The sequence below is a fragment of the Larsenimonas suaedae genome, assembly GCF_023712105.1.
Taxonomy (GTDB): domain Bacteria; phylum Pseudomonadota; class Gammaproteobacteria; order Pseudomonadales; family Halomonadaceae; genus Larsenimonas; species Larsenimonas suaedae.
The window spans coordinates 40,547-54,098 of the sequence record NZ_JAMLJI010000001.1 but is presented as its reverse complement, the minus strand read 5'-3'; the positions used below and the strand labels follow the sequence as shown (position 1 = coordinate 54,098).

General features: G+C 60.7%; 14 protein-coding genes. 3 read left to right on the top strand and 11 right to left on the bottom strand.

The annotated features are described in order from the left end of the window. Nucleotides 1–61: 61 nt before the first annotated feature. The gene (locus NAT49_RS00260) at nt 62–601 is read right to left on the bottom strand and encodes a GNAT family N-acetyltransferase (protein ID WP_251589446.1); all 540 of its coding nucleotides are present in this window, start codon (nt 599–601) and stop codon (nt 62–64) included. Between the two features lie 219 nt (nt 602–820). On the opposite strand from NAT49_RS00260, the gene NAT49_RS00255 reads away from it, so the two are divergent. Further along, the gene (locus NAT49_RS00255; RefSeq protein ID WP_251589445.1) at nt 821–1,555 is read left to right on the top strand and encodes a glycerophosphodiester phosphodiesterase family protein; all 735 of its coding nucleotides are present in this window, start codon (nt 821–823) and stop codon (nt 1,553–1,555) included. An 80-nt stretch (nt 1,556–1,635) separates the two neighbouring features. Here NAT49_RS00255 and trpC read toward each other — a convergent pair whose 3' ends face one another. The 5 genes from trpC to NAT49_RS00230 form a co-directional block, all read right to left on the bottom strand. Continuing rightward, entirely contained in the window at nt 1,636–2,439 is an 804-nt protein-coding gene (gene trpC / locus NAT49_RS00250) for an indole-3-glycerol phosphate synthase TrpC (RefSeq protein ID WP_251589444.1), read from the bottom strand. Then, complete coding sequence (trpD, locus tag NAT49_RS00245; RefSeq protein ID WP_251589443.1) at nt 2,426–3,457, bottom strand: anthranilate phosphoribosyltransferase; 1,032 nt, start codon at nt 3,455–3,457, stop codon at nt 2,426–2,428. Before trpD ends, trpC begins: the two co-directional genes overlap by 14 nt. 35 nt (nt 3,458–3,492) lie before the next feature. Further along, entirely contained in the window at nt 3,493–4,125 is a 633-nt protein-coding gene (locus NAT49_RS00240; protein ID WP_445352061.1) for an anthranilate synthase component II, read from the bottom strand. Nucleotides 4,126–4,360: 235 nt separating this feature from the next. After that, nucleotides 4,361–5,845, bottom strand: coding sequence for an anthranilate synthase component I (gene trpE / locus NAT49_RS00235; protein WP_251589442.1), 1,485 nt, complete (start codon nt 5,843–5,845; stop codon nt 4,361–4,363). Between the two features lie 194 nt (nt 5,846–6,039). Next, nucleotides 6,040–6,717 carry a phosphoglycolate phosphatase gene (locus tag NAT49_RS00230; protein WP_251589441.1) on the bottom strand — a complete coding sequence of 226 codons (678 nt, stop codon included), beginning with the start codon at nt 6,715–6,717 and terminating at the stop codon, nt 6,040–6,042. A gap of 158 nt (nt 6,718–6,875) precedes the next feature. On the opposite strand from NAT49_RS00230, the gene NAT49_RS00225 reads away from it, so the two are divergent. Beyond that, entirely contained in the window at nt 6,876–8,177 is a 1,302-nt protein-coding gene (locus NAT49_RS00225; RefSeq protein WP_251589440.1) for an NAD(P)/FAD-dependent oxidoreductase, read from the top strand. Between the two features lie 7 nt (nt 8,178–8,184). On the opposite strand, the gene NAT49_RS00220 is transcribed toward NAT49_RS00225, so the two are convergent. From NAT49_RS00220 to NAT49_RS00205, 4 genes are all read right to left on the bottom strand, one after another. Further along, on the bottom strand, nt 8,185–9,084 hold the full coding sequence (locus NAT49_RS00220; RefSeq protein WP_251589439.1) for a ketopantoate reductase family protein: 900 nt from the start codon (nt 9,082–9,084) through the stop codon (nt 8,185–8,187). Nucleotides 9,085–9,255: 171 nt separating this feature from the next. Then, nucleotides 9,256–9,528, bottom strand: a complete 273-nt coding sequence (locus NAT49_RS00215) for a GIY-YIG nuclease family protein (protein WP_349773768.1) — start codon at nt 9,526–9,528, stop codon at nt 9,256–9,258. Next, nucleotides 9,525–10,211, bottom strand: coding sequence for a ribulose-phosphate 3-epimerase (gene rpe / locus NAT49_RS00210; protein ID WP_251589438.1), 687 nt, complete (start codon nt 10,209–10,211; stop codon nt 9,525–9,527). The genes NAT49_RS00215 and rpe overlap by 4 nt, the downstream gene beginning before the upstream one ends. Nucleotides 10,212–10,294: 83 nt before the next feature. Further along, the gene (locus NAT49_RS00205; protein WP_251589436.1) at nt 10,295–10,486 is read right to left on the bottom strand and encodes a hypothetical protein; all 192 of its coding nucleotides are present in this window, start codon (nt 10,484–10,486) and stop codon (nt 10,295–10,297) included. Nucleotides 10,487–10,639: 153 nt separating this feature from the next. Between NAT49_RS00205 and ggt the strand changes: the two genes are divergently transcribed. Next, nucleotides 10,640–12,373 (top strand): gamma-glutamyltransferase, encoded by a 1,734-nt coding sequence (gene ggt / locus NAT49_RS00200; protein ID WP_374708793.1) that lies wholly within the window; start codon nt 10,640–10,642, stop codon nt 12,371–12,373. Nucleotides 12,374–12,524: 151 nt separating this feature from the next. On the opposite strand, the gene NAT49_RS00195 is transcribed toward ggt, so the two are convergent. Continuing rightward, a complete protein-coding gene (locus NAT49_RS00195) occupies nt 12,525–13,514 on the bottom strand; it encodes an asparaginase (RefSeq protein ID WP_251589434.1) in 990 nt (329 codons plus the stop codon). Between the last annotated feature and the right edge of the window lie 38 nt (nt 13,515–13,552).

Here is a 13,552-nt window from a genome sequence, read left to right as displayed (position 1 = left end):
GTGAAGACAGATGGAGGAACTTGAGCGCGCCCTAGGCGCGCTCAAGTCATCGAGCCAAGGATCAGGCAGACGCCGGCATCAGCTCGGGGGCGCGCGCAAGCGCATCGGTGAAGCGCTGCTTGTAGGTCTCGAACAGGTCGCTCTTGTGCTTGAAGCTTCGAATGATCGCGTCTTCATCAAAGCGTGAGGGCGCCGGTGCATCCCCAAGCGCCGTGACCTTGGCAAGCGCGTTGAAGCCCACGCGGGCCCCGGTGTCGGCGTAGAACCACTTGTTGAACCCAAGCCCGAACAGAAACTGCTCAAGGCGCGGGTCACGCGTTTCGACGCGAAGGCTTGTGGTCGCGGTCAAACGCTCAACCAGCTCACGGGCGTACCCCTTGCCTCGCAGCCGCTCGGGCGTGGCGAGCATCTGAAGCTCGAGCCCATCGCCTTCACTGTCGAGCGCCAGCAGGGCCATGCTCAGAATTTTCTGATCACCGTCAAGCAGCGCCACCACGCGCGCCACCTCATTATCAATGAACGCGGCAAGCGTTCCGGTGAATACGACCAGCGGCTTGAGCCCCGCTTCCATGCCGTAGACATCAGCGCACAGCTGCGCCACACAACTTTCCCGCGCTGCAGGATCTTTTATTTCGGCCACTCTCATTCGGAGACTCATTGTTGACTGACATACGCCTGTGCCAACGGCACAATGTGGGGCGCAGACTAGCACAGCCGCAGGCCATCGCGCAGTAGCCAGCGAGGGCATATCCGACCAGAACAACTATACTTTGAGCGCGACACCCGTCGTGTCATACACGTTTTCGCAGGACCCCAAATCATGCTCGCTAAATTTATCGCACACCGTGGCTTAAGCGCTCAGGCGCCGGAAAATACCCGAGCCGCCCTCCACGCCGCCGCCGATGCCGGAATAAAATGGGTTGAACTCGATGTACAGTGCCTCGGCGACGGCACACCGGTGATCTGGCATGACAGCCACGTTCGCCGCTGCAGCGATGGTCAGGGCCTTTTGAGCGAGCTCACCCTCGATCAGGCCAAGGCCCTCGACGTCGGCGCCTGGTTCGACCCGCGCTTTGAAGGCGAGCGCATGGCAACGCTTGATGAGGCGCTCGACACGCTCAACGAGCGCGGGCTCGGGCTTAATCTGGAATTGAAGATCGGCCAGCAGGAAGACCCGGTCGGTCTGGTCGAGCGTGTTCTTTCAACGGTGCGGGAGAAGGTGCCGGAAGAGCGTCTGCTGCTGTCGAGCTTTTCGATGGACGCGCTCGACCACATTCGAAAGCTGGACGATACCGCCCCGATCGGCATCCTGTTCGATGAAAAGATCCCAAGGAACTGGCACTGGGACGCCGAACGGCTGTCGCCGGTCAGCATTAATGTCGACTGGCGCTACATGAGCGAGGAGCGGGTCAGGGAAATACGGGAAGCGGGCTATCACCTGCTGTGCTTTACCGTTAACCAGCCCGAAGAGTTCGAGCCCTGGTGGGACTTCGGCATCACAGGCGTCATCAGCGATAACCCCTTGAGCTTTCCGGAGTTCGACTCCGCCCGCTAGCCCCGTCAGCGACGGCCCACATCCAAAAACGCCCGCAATGCGCGGGCGTTTTTTTTAGGCGTCAAACCAGGGCATGGCCCCTAGAAAAACAGCCGACGAAGCGCAGCACCCGGGTCGTCGTCACGCATGAAGCTTTCACCCACCAAAAATCCGTTAACGTCGTGGGCCTGCATGCGGTGCACGTCGTCTCGCGAGGCAATGCCCGATTCGGTGATGACCGTTACGCCTTCCGGCACCATCGGCAGCAGGCTGAAGGTGGTATCAAGCGTGGTATCGAACGTGTGCAGGTCACGGTTATTGATGCCGACCAGCTCGAGCTCGAGCGCCAGCGCCCGGTTGAGCTCATGGGCGTCATGCACCTCAACCAGGACATCCATGCTGAGGGCACGGGCCTGATCATGAAGCGCCTTGAGCGTGTCATCGTCCAGCGCCGCGACAATCAACAGGATGCAGTCGGCACCGAGCGCGCGGGACTCAAGCACCTGATAGGGGTCGACCACGAAATCCTTTCGCAGCACCGGCAGCGCACAGGCGTCCTTCGCCGCCGCCAGATAGTCGTCATGGCCCTGAAAGAAATCGACGTCGGTGAGTACCGACAGGCAGCTCGCGCCGGCGTCTTCATAGGCCCTGGCGATCGCCGGCGGATCGAACTGCTCACGGATCACCCCCTTGGACGGCGAGGCCTTCTTGACCTCGGCGATCACGGCCGGATCACCGGCCAGCATGGTTCGCTCCAGCGCCTTGATGAACCCGCGAGTGGGTGAGCACTGAGCTATGCGTGCCTTGAGTTCGGCCTCACTGACCGCCTGACGGCGTTCGCTCACTTCCTCGCGCTTGCGCGCAATGATTCGTGCAAGAATCGTTGGCAGCTCACTCATCGCCATCTCCTTCGAAGACCGATGTGAAATGCGACAGTTCGCGCATCTTTTCATGGGCAAGCCCGGTGTCCATCGCGTCCTGCGCCATGGCGACGCCCTCCTTGATGGAGCCGGCGATCCCGGACACATAAATTGCAGCCCCTGCGTTGAACGCCACCATGTCGGCAGCGGCGCCTTCGCCCTTGAGGGCCTGCTTGACCATCACCAGGCTCTCATCGACATTATCGACCTTGAGCGCATCCAATGAATGGCGCGGTAAACCGACATCCTCGGGCTCGAGCGTAAAGGTCGTGATGGTACCGTCCTTGAGCTCGGCGACCCGCGAGGTGGCGGCGATGGAAAACTCATCGAGACCATCGGCGGCGTGAACGATCAACGCGTGTGTGCTGCCCACGCGCTTCAGGACTTCGGCAAACGGGGCGACCAGTGATTCATCATAGACACCGATGACCTGCTGCTTGGCCCCGCTCGGGTTGGTGAGCGGGCCCAGGATATTGAACATGGTGCGAACCCCGAGCGACTTGCGCACCGGCACCGCATGGCGCATCGCCGTGTGATGGTTGGGCGCGAACATGAAGCCAACGCCCACTTCCTGCACGCAGCGACCGATTTCCTCCGGCGCCAGATTGAGCGTGATGCCGGCGCGGGCAAGCAGGTCGGCGCTGCCGGAGGTGCTGGAGACGCCCTTGCCACCGTGCTTGGCCACATGGGCACCTGCGGCGGCGGCCACGAAGCTGGACGCGGTCGAGACGTTGAAAAGGCCCGCCCCATCCCCGCCGGTGCCCACGATATCCACGATGTTTTCGGCCTCGATGTGCACAGGCGTCATCAATTCCCGCATGACCTCGACGGCTGCGGTGATTTCATCGGTGCTCTCACCCTTCATGGCCAGGGCGATCAAAAGCCCGCCCATCTGAACCGGGTCGGCCTCGCCGCTCATCATCTGACGCATGGCCGAGCGCATTTCATCAAGGCTCAGGTCTTCACGCCGACTTACTCGGGCAATGGCTTCTTTAAGCTCCACGTACACGACTCCCGTTCTTGGATCGAATAAAACGCTCAGGCAATAGCGCGTGTGTCGGCCACCGGCAGGACATCGAGTGGATGCTCCCCTCGGCGCAGGAAGTTTGCCAGCAGCTGATGCCCCTGGTGGGTCAGGATCGACTCGGGGTGAAACTGAACACCTTCGATATCAAGCGTCTTGTGACGAAGCCCCATGATCTGACCGGGGGTCACGTCATCGTCACCGGTCCAGGCCGTCACCTCGAGACACTCAGGAAGCGTTGCCCGGTCGACCACCAGCGAGTGATAGCGCGTCACTTCCAGCGGATTGGAAAGCCCGTCGAACACGCCATGACCTTCATGATGAATCAACGACGTCTTGCCGTGCATCACTTCAGGCGCGCGCACGACATCGCCGCCATACACCTGGCCGATGGCCTGATGGCCAAGGCAGACGCCAAGAATCGGCACCTTGCCCGCATAGGCCCTGATCAAATCCATCGAGATGCCCGCCTCGTTCGGCGTGCAGGGCCCCGGGGAGATGATCAAGTGGGTGAACGAGGTCTCGGCCACCTCATCAAGCGTCACCGCGTCATTTCTAAGCGTTGTAACCTCAGCGCCCAGCTCGCCCAGATACTGAACGATGTTGTAGGTAAAGCTGTCGTAATTATCGATCATCAAAACGGACACGTATTATCTCCTTACTCGACAAACGTGCAGGCCACCACGCGGCGGACACTCATAAAAATGCCGCCTGAGCGGCGGCTTTTTTAGGGTATTCATTGCTTACGAACACACCGGGGCCGCCTCGCGTTAGAAAGGCCACCACGTTGAAACTGCGTCGGTGCGTACGTCATTTATCGGCATCATGTACATCATAGTGTGTTGCCCTCACCCACACTGTCAAGCGCAGGAACGCGGGCAGTTAGAGGTTGTCGAGACCCTTCTCGGCCATGGCCACCGCCCGGAACATCGCCCGGCGCTTGTTGAGCGTTTCGTTCCACTCATCATCGGGGTCGGAGTCGGCAACGATCCCGCCACCGGCCTGCACATGAAGCTCGCCACGCTTGATCACGGCGGTGCGAATCGCGATCGACATGTCCATGTTGCCGGACCAGTCCAGATAGCCCACGGCGCCGGAATAGATACCGCGCTTGACCGGCTCGAGCTCGTCGATGATCTCGAGCGCCCGAATCTTCGGCGCCCCCGAGAGCGTGCCGGCCGGGAAGGTCGCGCGCAGCACATCAAGCGGCCCAAGTTTCGGTGAGAGCCTCCCGGTCACGTTCGAAACGATGTGCATGACGTGCGAGTAGCGCTCGATCGACATGTTCTCGGTCAGCTCGACCGAGCCCGGCGTACTGATGCGCCCCACGTCATTGCGCCCAAGGTCGATCAGCATCACATGCTCGGCGCGCTCTTTCGGGTCGGCCAGAAGCTCCTCGGCAAGTGCTCGGTCCTCTTCAGGCGTTGCACCGCGATGGCGTGTTCCAGCAATCGGTCGCAGCGTGATTTCCTCACCCTCGAGCCGCGCCAGAATTTCCGGGGAGGCGCCAACCACGTGATGATCGTCGAGATTGAAAAAGAACATGTAGGGCGATGGATTCAGGTGGCGAAGCGCTCGGTAAAGATCGAGCGGTGGCGCGCTGAAGGGAATCGACATCCGCTGGGACGGCACGCACTGCATGACATCGCCTGCGCGCACGTAATCCTTGATCCGGGCGACCGCGTCCTTGTAGCCCTGCTCGGAAAAGCTTGCAAAGAAGTCGTTCTCGCCGATGTCATCGCGCCCGGTGCCGGTACTCGAGGCCGAAAGCACCGCCGCGCGCAGCTGCGCCTCGAGCACGTCGAGCCGCTCTCGCGCCTGTAAAAGCGCATCAGGCGTTGCAGGGTCTGCGTGCACCAGAAGCGTCAGCTTGCCGGACAGGTTATCGAAAACCACCACTTCCTCGGCCACCATCAACAAAATGTCCGGCACGTCGATCGGGTCGGGCTTCTCGACGCCTTGAAGCCTGGGCTCGATATAGCGAATGGTGTCGTAGCCGAAGTACCCCACCAGCCCGCCTGAAAAACGCAGATGGTTATCGTCTTCCGGCGCCTTGAAGCGCTGACGGAAGGTATCGATCCATTCAAGCGGATCCTCAACCTGGGTGGCGCCCGCGTCGTGGCCGTCAATGATGTGGCGAATGGTGAAGCCACGCACTTCAATGCGCTCACGGCACGGCAACCCGATGATGGAATACCGCCCCCACTTCTCGCCGCCCTGGACGGATTCAAGCAGAAAGGTCCACGGCTCGTTGGCCAGTTTCAAATAGGTAGAAAGCGGCGTGTCCAGATCCGCGAGAATGTCGCGCGAAACCGGGATACGGGTATAGCCGGCGTGTGCCAGCTCATCAAAGCGTTCGGGTGTCATGGGTGACCTCAAGGCAGCTGCGCTGGGCGCATCATTGCAACAAAAAGCCCGGTGGGCTCAAGCGTCGTACGAGGGTGGGCGTCACCATCGCCAGCGTAATACCTTTTGCATCGATTCGGGCACCGTGGGGGTCATGGGTAGGCTCAACGCACATCAGAAATCAAGAAAAGGCCGTTCAGGACGGCAGATTTACCCTAAACGAGTTGCGCAAGCGATTCAATAACGAGCGTCGCGCCTGCCTCGTCAATGGGTTGACCGTGATTATAGCCATAGGTGAGCGCGACGCTTTGACAGCCGGCAGCCTGAGCGGCGCGTATGTCATTGATCGAGTCACCCACCATCAATGTGCGCTCGGGCGGCACTGAAAAGACGTCCATCGCATATTCAAGGGGGCCGGGATCGGGTTTTTTGACCGCAAGCGTATCGCCGCCGACCAGCAGATCGAACAAACCGCCGAGCTGAAGGCCTTCAAGAATCGGGGTAATGAACAGCGCCGGCTTGTTGGTGACCACCGCCAGGCGGCGCCCGGACTGCTTGAAGGCGGCAAGACTCTCTCGTACGCCGGGATATACGTCGGTGTTGCGGCAGAGCCGTTGACCGTAATGATGAAGAAAGCGCTGATGAACACTGTCGACGGTCGCCTCGTTAAACGGCGAGATCAGCCCTTGATCGCGGGCGGCGTTCAAGGCCCGCTCAACCAGAACATACGAGCCGTTGCCGACCCAGTCACGCACGGCCTCAAGCTTGGGTGCCGGATAGCCTCGCTCGCTCATGGCTTCGGCAAGGGCGCCGCCGAGGTCGGGAGCCGAATCCACCAGCGTGCCGTCCAGGTCGAACAGAATCAGATCGATCGAGTCAAGTAAGTGATGCATTGAGTCTCCATAGGCCAGGAAATGCGAGGCGCTATCATCGCCTTGCCGCGCACGCTATTCTACCGATACACATTTTCAGGTTTGAATCTTTTCAACTTAAGACGCAGGTACAGCGTAGCGCATCAGCGCCGCGCGGCCTGCTCAATTCGGGAGCATCGATGAAACATCCGCGAATCGTGGTCGTCGGCGGCGGTGCCGGCGGCCTGGAGCTGGTCACCCGGCTTGGCAAGAAACTCGGCAAGCGCAACAAGGCCGACATCGTACTGGTCGATCGGGACCCGACGCACATCTGGAAACCGCTCTTGCATGAAGTGGCGACCGGCAAGCTCGACTCCGGGCTCGATGAAGTGTCCTATCAGGGCCATTCGCGCCATAACGGCTACCGCTTTCAACGCGGCACCATGACCGGGCTCGACAAGGAAAACCGCCGCATTCAGCTCGGCGCCATCATCGATGACGATGATCATGAAATCCTGCCCGAGCGGACGCTTGATTACGACTACCTCGTGCTGTCACTTGGAAGCGTCTGCAACGATTTCGGTACCCCGGGCGTAGCCGACCACTGCTACTTTCTGGACAGCCCCAAGCAGGCCGAAATCTTTCGAAAGGCGCTGTTGAACACCTTCCTGCGTCATAACTACGACCAGGAAACCCAGTCGACCCGCCCGCTCAGCGTTGCAATCGTTGGCGCCGGTGCGACCGGGGTAGAGCTTTCGGCAGAGCTTCTGGACGCAAGCGACATGCTCAACAGCTACGGCGTCACCCGCATGGACCGCCATAAGCTCACGGTGCACCTGATTGAAGCGGCGCCGCGGGTACTGCCGGCTCTGCCCGAGCGTATCAGTGCCCCCGTGCATCGCCAGCTCGAGCGCATCGGCGTGCGTATACACACCGACACCAAGGTCACTCAGGCCGATGACGGCGGCTTCGAAACCGCCGACGGCGCGCACATTGATGCCGATCTGACCGTGTGGGCGGCGGGCATTCGAGGCCCGGCCTTTCTCTCGGAGCTGGGGCTTTCGACCCAGTCCAACCATCAGGTCATGGTCAATCAGACCCTTCAAAGCGTCGATGACAGCAATATCTTCGCCATGGGCGACTGCGCGGCATGCCCCCAACCCGGCGGCAAGCTTGTGCCGCCGAGAGCTCAGGCGGCTCATCAGCAGGCCAGCCGCCTCTACAAGAACCTTCTGGCGGCAATCGACGACAAACCCCTGAAGGAGTTCAGCTACCGGGACATGGGCTCACTTGTGTCGCTGTCGCATTTCGACGCCGTCGGCAATCTCATGCGAAGTAACTCGTCCAAGGGGCTGTTTGTCGAGGGCAAGCTTGCGAAGCTGTTCTACGCCTCGCTCTACCGGATGCATCAGCGCACCATCCATGGCACTGCCAAGGCGGGCATGACCATGCTGGTCGATGGCATCAATACCTGGATTCGACCGCGCATGAAACTGCACTGAAACCGGCTCAGGCGCTCGGCGTCTCGAGCGCCTTGATCAGAGTGTAGAGCGTCGTGTTGATGGGCGTGAGCACACCGTGCTCGCGCCCTTTTTGCATCAGAAATCCGTTGAATTCATCGATCTCGGTCGGGCGGCCGCGCGCCAGGTCCTGCGCGGTTGAGGAGCGCTGATGCGCCATGGCCTGCATGAGCTCGAGCACGTCATGTTCAAGCGTTGCCCCCACCTCGATACCGCAGGCGCGGGCCACCTCCACGCACTCCCTGATCAGCTCGCCAAGCCACGTTTTGAGTGCCGGCACCTCGAGCAACGCCCCATAGGTGGACTGACTGATGGCGGAAAGCGCGTTGAGGGCGCAATTGACCAACAGCTTGTGCCAGCGCATCGCCTCCATGTCGGCATACAGCTGACACTCGATCGCACTGTCTGACAGCACATTGAAAAAGGGCTCGATTCGACAGCGCGCGTCCAGACACAAACGCTGTCCGCCACGATGCGCCACCACACCCGGCTCATTCATCCCGACCGCGGCGTACACCAGTGCTGGCCAGACAGGATTGTTTGGCAACGCCTTTCGCAACCGCTCGGCACTTGTCAGCCCGTTTTGAAGACTCAGTACCGGCACATGCGCATTCAACCGCGCGCCCAAGAACTGTGCGGCCTCATCTATCTGCGCGCTCTTGGTGCAGCAGAGCACCAGCGAGGCTCCTTTAAGACATTCAAGGCCGGTACTTGCGGCGATGTCTCGGACCCAGCGACGCCCTGAGGCCGTCTCGATCCGAAGCCCCTCAGCCTGGATGCGTTCAACATGAACCGCCCGGCCGATCAACGTCACCGAATGCCCGGCCTCGGCCAAAAGCCCGCCAAAGAAACAGCCGACCGCTCCGGCACCCAGCACGACTGTGTTCATGGTCTCATCACGTTCAACACACACGTTCAATACACCCAGGCCATGAAAACGGCACAAAAAAAACGCCACCCGGTACAACCGCGTGGCGTGCTTCTCATCAAGTACTCTACGGCACCCTATCGATTTTAGCCCCGCTCGGTCCAATCGCGGGGCACCTGCATATTAACACGCTCAACGCACCGCGTCAGCGGATGACCGCGCCGCAAGCCAGCGGCGTTTTTCGAGCGCGGAAAGGCGCTTGATCGCCGCCTCGAGGCGCAAGGCATCGCCGTGATCACCGACCCACTCCCAGTGCATGAGCACCAGGGGCCCCTTGCCGCGAAGCGCCTTGGCCCCTCGCCCGGCCTCATGCTCGGCACATCGGCGTTCAACGTCGGTGGTAATGCCGGTATAGAGCGTACCGCGCCGGGTTTGAAGCATATACAGGTACCAGTCGCGGCTCACGCCTTGGCGGCCTCGGCCTTCAAGTCGCGGACGACCGAATCGTAGCCGTTCGGGTCGTCGTCGCGGCGGTGATTGAAGATTGCCGAGCCCGCAACGAATGTATCGGCGCCGGCGGCAGCAATCTCCTTGATGTTATCGACCTTGACGCCGCCGTCGACCTCGAGCCAGATGTCCCGGCCGCTTGCGTCGATGCGCGCGCGCGCGTCACGAAGCTTATCAAGCGCGGTAGGTATGAAAGACTGACCGCCAAAGCCTGGATTGACGCTCATGATGAGCACCATATCGATCTTGTCCATGACGTAATCCAGATACGCAAGAGGCGTCGCCGGGTTGAACACAAGACCTGCCTTGGCACCGCCCTCCTTGATCAAGGACAGGGAGCGGTCAATGTGTGCGCTCGCTTCCGGGTGAAAGGTGATGATGTCGGCGCCGGCATCGAGAAAATCGCCGATCAACCGGTCAACCGGGTCGACCATCAGGTGGACGTCAATGGTCGCGGTGACGCCGTAGTTTCGAAGCGCCTTGCACACCGGCGCACCGAAGGTCAGGTTCGGGACGAAGTGGTTGTCCATCACATCGAAGTGGATCATGTCCGCGCCACTGGCAAGCACGTTTTCCACCTCGGCCCCCAGACGTGCAAAGTCGGCAGACAGGATGGACGGGGCAATACGGCAATCGGTCACAAAACGCTCCTATAGATCCGACATCGAAAGGAAAAAAAGTATAACAAAGAAAAGGCGGCCGAAGCCGCCCCTGTCACTGCACGTTATTCCGCGCTTTCGTAGCGCTGCTTGGCATCTTCTGCGTCTGCAAGATCCTCGTATTCGCTGAGCAAGATACCGTCTTCGGGCGTAACACCTCGAAGTTCGTACACATACACTGTCTCGCCTTCCGGCGTGACACCACGCTCGACCTTCTGAATTTCGGCCTTACGGGGACCTGGCGCTCGATCCGGCATTGCTCACCTCTCTCATCAAGTCACGTTCACAATCAAAAACCCGTGTCATTCATTCGACAACACGTACTCTGAAGATATAGCAGACCGTGCACGTGTGCAGCAGCTGCTAAAGTGAAACCACGTCAACGTTCAACAACAACCAAGGAAAAAGCGATGCGTCGATCCATAAAACGCCCCGGTACGTGGCTTGCACTGGTCACCACGCTGATGATGTCAGGCCCTCAGGCCATTGCCGCCAGTGAAGCGATCCTCGAAGGCGAACGTTTTCAACCGGAACACGGCACGCACGGCATGGTCTCGACTAGCCACCAGCTTGCAAGCGAGGTTGCCAGGAAGGTGCTGGCAGAGGGCGGTAACGCCGTCGACGCCGCAGTGACAGCAGGTTTTGCCCTGGCGGTCACTCAGCCGCGCTCGGGCAATATTGGCGGCGGCGGGTTCATGCTGATTTCCGATGACGCGCACGACAAGGTCATCGCGATCGATTATCGCGAAACGGCGCCGAGTGCGGCCTATCGCACCATGTTCCAGGACGACGACGGTAATGTGGTCGAGGAGCGTTCGCGCTTTTCCGCCAACGCATCGGGCGTGCCCGGCACGGTCGCAGGCCTTGCACTCGCGCTTGACCACTACGGCACGTATTCACTGGCCAAGGCGCTGGCACCTGCCATCACGCTGGCCGAAGACGGCTTCATCGTGCCCAAGCGGTTCTCCGATGGCCTGATCGAGGCCAGAGAGCGGCTGACCAAGTGGCCGGAGAGCACCAAAACATTCTACAAGCCCGATGGCAGCGCCTATCAGGCCGGTGAGCGCTTCATCCAACCGGAGCTGGCCGCCACCCTCAAGCGCATTGCCGCACATGGGCCAGAGGAGTTTTACACCGGCAAGACCGCGGACTACCTGATCGACACCATTCAGGCTCACGGCGGCATGATGACCAAAGACGACCTGGCCAACTACACGCCCAAGGTACGTACGCCGGTGCATGGCACCTACCGCGGCTATGACGTTTACTCGATGTCGCCGCCCTCCTCTGGCGGCGTCCACATCATTCAGATACTCAACATGCTTGAAGGCGATGACATCGGTGCGATGGGGCTCAACTCGGCCGCAACGATTCACGTGATGAGCGAGGCCATGAAACGGGCCTACGCCGACCGTTCCAAGTACCTGGGCGACAGCGATTTCGTCGATGTCCCACTCAAGGCACTGACCAGCAAGGACTACGCCAAGACGCTTCGCGCCGAGTTCGATCTCGCCCATCCGACGCCCTCAAGCGACATTGGCCCCGGCCCGGTTCAGCGTTACGAATCCAACGAAACCACACACTTTTCGGTGGCCGATGACTCGGGGCTTGCGGTATCCAACACCTACACCCTCAATTTCAGCTACGGCTCGGGGCTGACCGTTGCTGGTGCCGGTTTTTTGCTCAACAACGAAATGGATGACTTTTCATCGAAGCCCGGCGTGCCCAACGCCTACGGCCTGATCGGCGGCGAAGCCAACGCCATCGAGCCCAACAAGCGCATGCTGTCGTCGATGTCGCCGACCATCGTCAAGAAGGATGGCAAGAATTTCCTGGTCACCGGAAGTCCGGGCGGCTCCCGCATCATCACGACCACGCTGCAGGTCATCATGAACGTGATCGATCACGACATGAACATCCAATCCGCCGTCAGCGCACCGCGCATTCACGATCAGTGGCTGCCGGAGGAGCTTCGCATCGAACAGGGGATCAGCCCGGATACCGTGAGGCTACTGGAAGCCATGGGCCATAACGTGGTGACCAAACCGGCCATGGGGGCCAGCGAATCGATTCTGATCGAGGACGGCCAGTTTCAGGGCGGCGCTGACCCGCGCCGGGCCACCTCAAGCGCCATGGGCCTTTAAAAAAATAGGCCCTTTAAAAAGTAAAACCTTTGAAAAGCAGGGCCTTTGAAAAGCAGGGCCTTTGAAAAACAGGAGCTTCAAGCACAGAACCTTCAGGCACAAGTGCGTGTTCTGAACCGCGCTCGAGGTGACGTCTGCACGAGAGGCAGCGTCAAATCGAGCGCTCCCCGCACACATTCAGATCGATCACTTCTGCCCGTTCGGCCGCGGACAAGCCGCGTTGAGCCAACACGAAGTGAAGCTTGGCGTAGGCCGCCTCTCGAGTCATGTCACCGCCCGAGCGCACGCCGACGCCTTGCAGCACCTGCCCGGCCTCATAGGTCGCAAGCGCAACCCCGCCCTGCGCGCACTGACTGATCGCGACGACCAGAACGCCTTCGTCGCGGGCACGCTTGAGCGCCGCCATGAAGGCTCCGTTCTCGGACGGCCCGGTGCCGCTGCCGAAGCACTCAAGCACCACGGCATCGAGGCCTGTATCCAACATGGACTCAAGTAACGCCGGGTCAACGCCTGGATAGAGTGGAAAAACACCGACCTTCGGCATCGTTTCGGGCAGTTCACACGTGACAGGGACCTGAGTGCGCGCCTGCTCCTTTACCCGATCATCGGCGTAGGGCACCGCCTGAAATGCCTGCCAGCCGTGGCTTTTCACCTTACGCGTACGCGTGGCCGGCATCAGCGTCTCATGAAAGAACAGGCTGACGCCGTTCGGTGCGCGCTCAAGCGCCTGGAGGCTTCCGAAGAAGTTCGGCCAGGCATCCCCCTCCTCGACACCTGCCGGCCACATCGAGCCGGTAATGATTACCGGAAGGTCGATGTCCTTGAGCCAGAACGAAAGCGCCGCCGCGCTGTAGGCAAGCGTGTCGGTACCGTGCAGCACGACCACACCGGAGGCGCCTGCGCGCGCACTCGCGCGCACGGCCTCGATTATCCGCCGCCAGTGCGCCGGGGTCATGTTGGCGCTGTCGATCAGGGGCGCGAGTGCCTGAAATGACCACGCCGGCAGCGGCGTGGCCCACGTCGACTGCGCCTGATGGTTTCGGGCCAGCCGGTCAAGGCCATCGGCCGGCGCCAGCCCGTTGGGGCCTTCACGCATGCCAATGGTGCCACCGGTGTACAGAATGTGGACGCTTCCCGTCATAGGGCGGTCTCCAATCGATGCGTTGAACCTAAGATACG

Excerpts from the sequence above, each read along its gene's own strand:
- trpC (WP_251589444.1), bottom strand. The coding sequence starts at position 2,439 with ATGGCGATGAGTGAGCTGCCAACGATTCTTGCACGAATCATTGCGCGC.
- NAT49_RS00225 (WP_251589440.1), top strand. The coding sequence starts at position 6,876 with ATGAAACATCCGCGAATCGTGGTCGTCGGCGGCGGTGCCGGCGGCCTG.
- trpE (WP_251589442.1), bottom strand. The coding sequence starts at position 5,845 with ATGACACCCGAACGCTTTGATGAGCTGGCACACGCCGGCTATACCCGT.
- NAT49_RS00230 (WP_251589441.1), bottom strand. The coding sequence starts at position 6,717 with ATGCATCACTTACTTGACTCGATCGATCTGATTCTGTTCGACCTGGAC.
- NAT49_RS00205 (WP_251589436.1), bottom strand. The coding sequence starts at position 10,486 with ATGCCGGATCGAGCGCCAGGTCCCCGTAAGGCCGAAATTCAGAAGGTC.
- NAT49_RS00255 (WP_251589445.1), top strand. The coding sequence starts at position 821 with ATGCTCGCTAAATTTATCGCACACCGTGGCTTAAGCGCTCAGGCGCCG.
- ggt (WP_374708793.1), top strand. The coding sequence starts at position 10,640 with ATGCGTCGATCCATAAAACGCCCCGGTACGTGGCTTGCACTGGTCACC.
- NAT49_RS00195 (WP_251589434.1), bottom strand. The coding sequence starts at position 13,514 with ATGACGGGAAGCGTCCACATTCTGTACACCGGTGGCACCATTGGCATG.
- NAT49_RS00220 (WP_251589439.1), bottom strand. The coding sequence starts at position 9,084 with ATGAACACAGTCGTGCTGGGTGCCGGAGCGGTCGGCTGTTTCTTTGGC.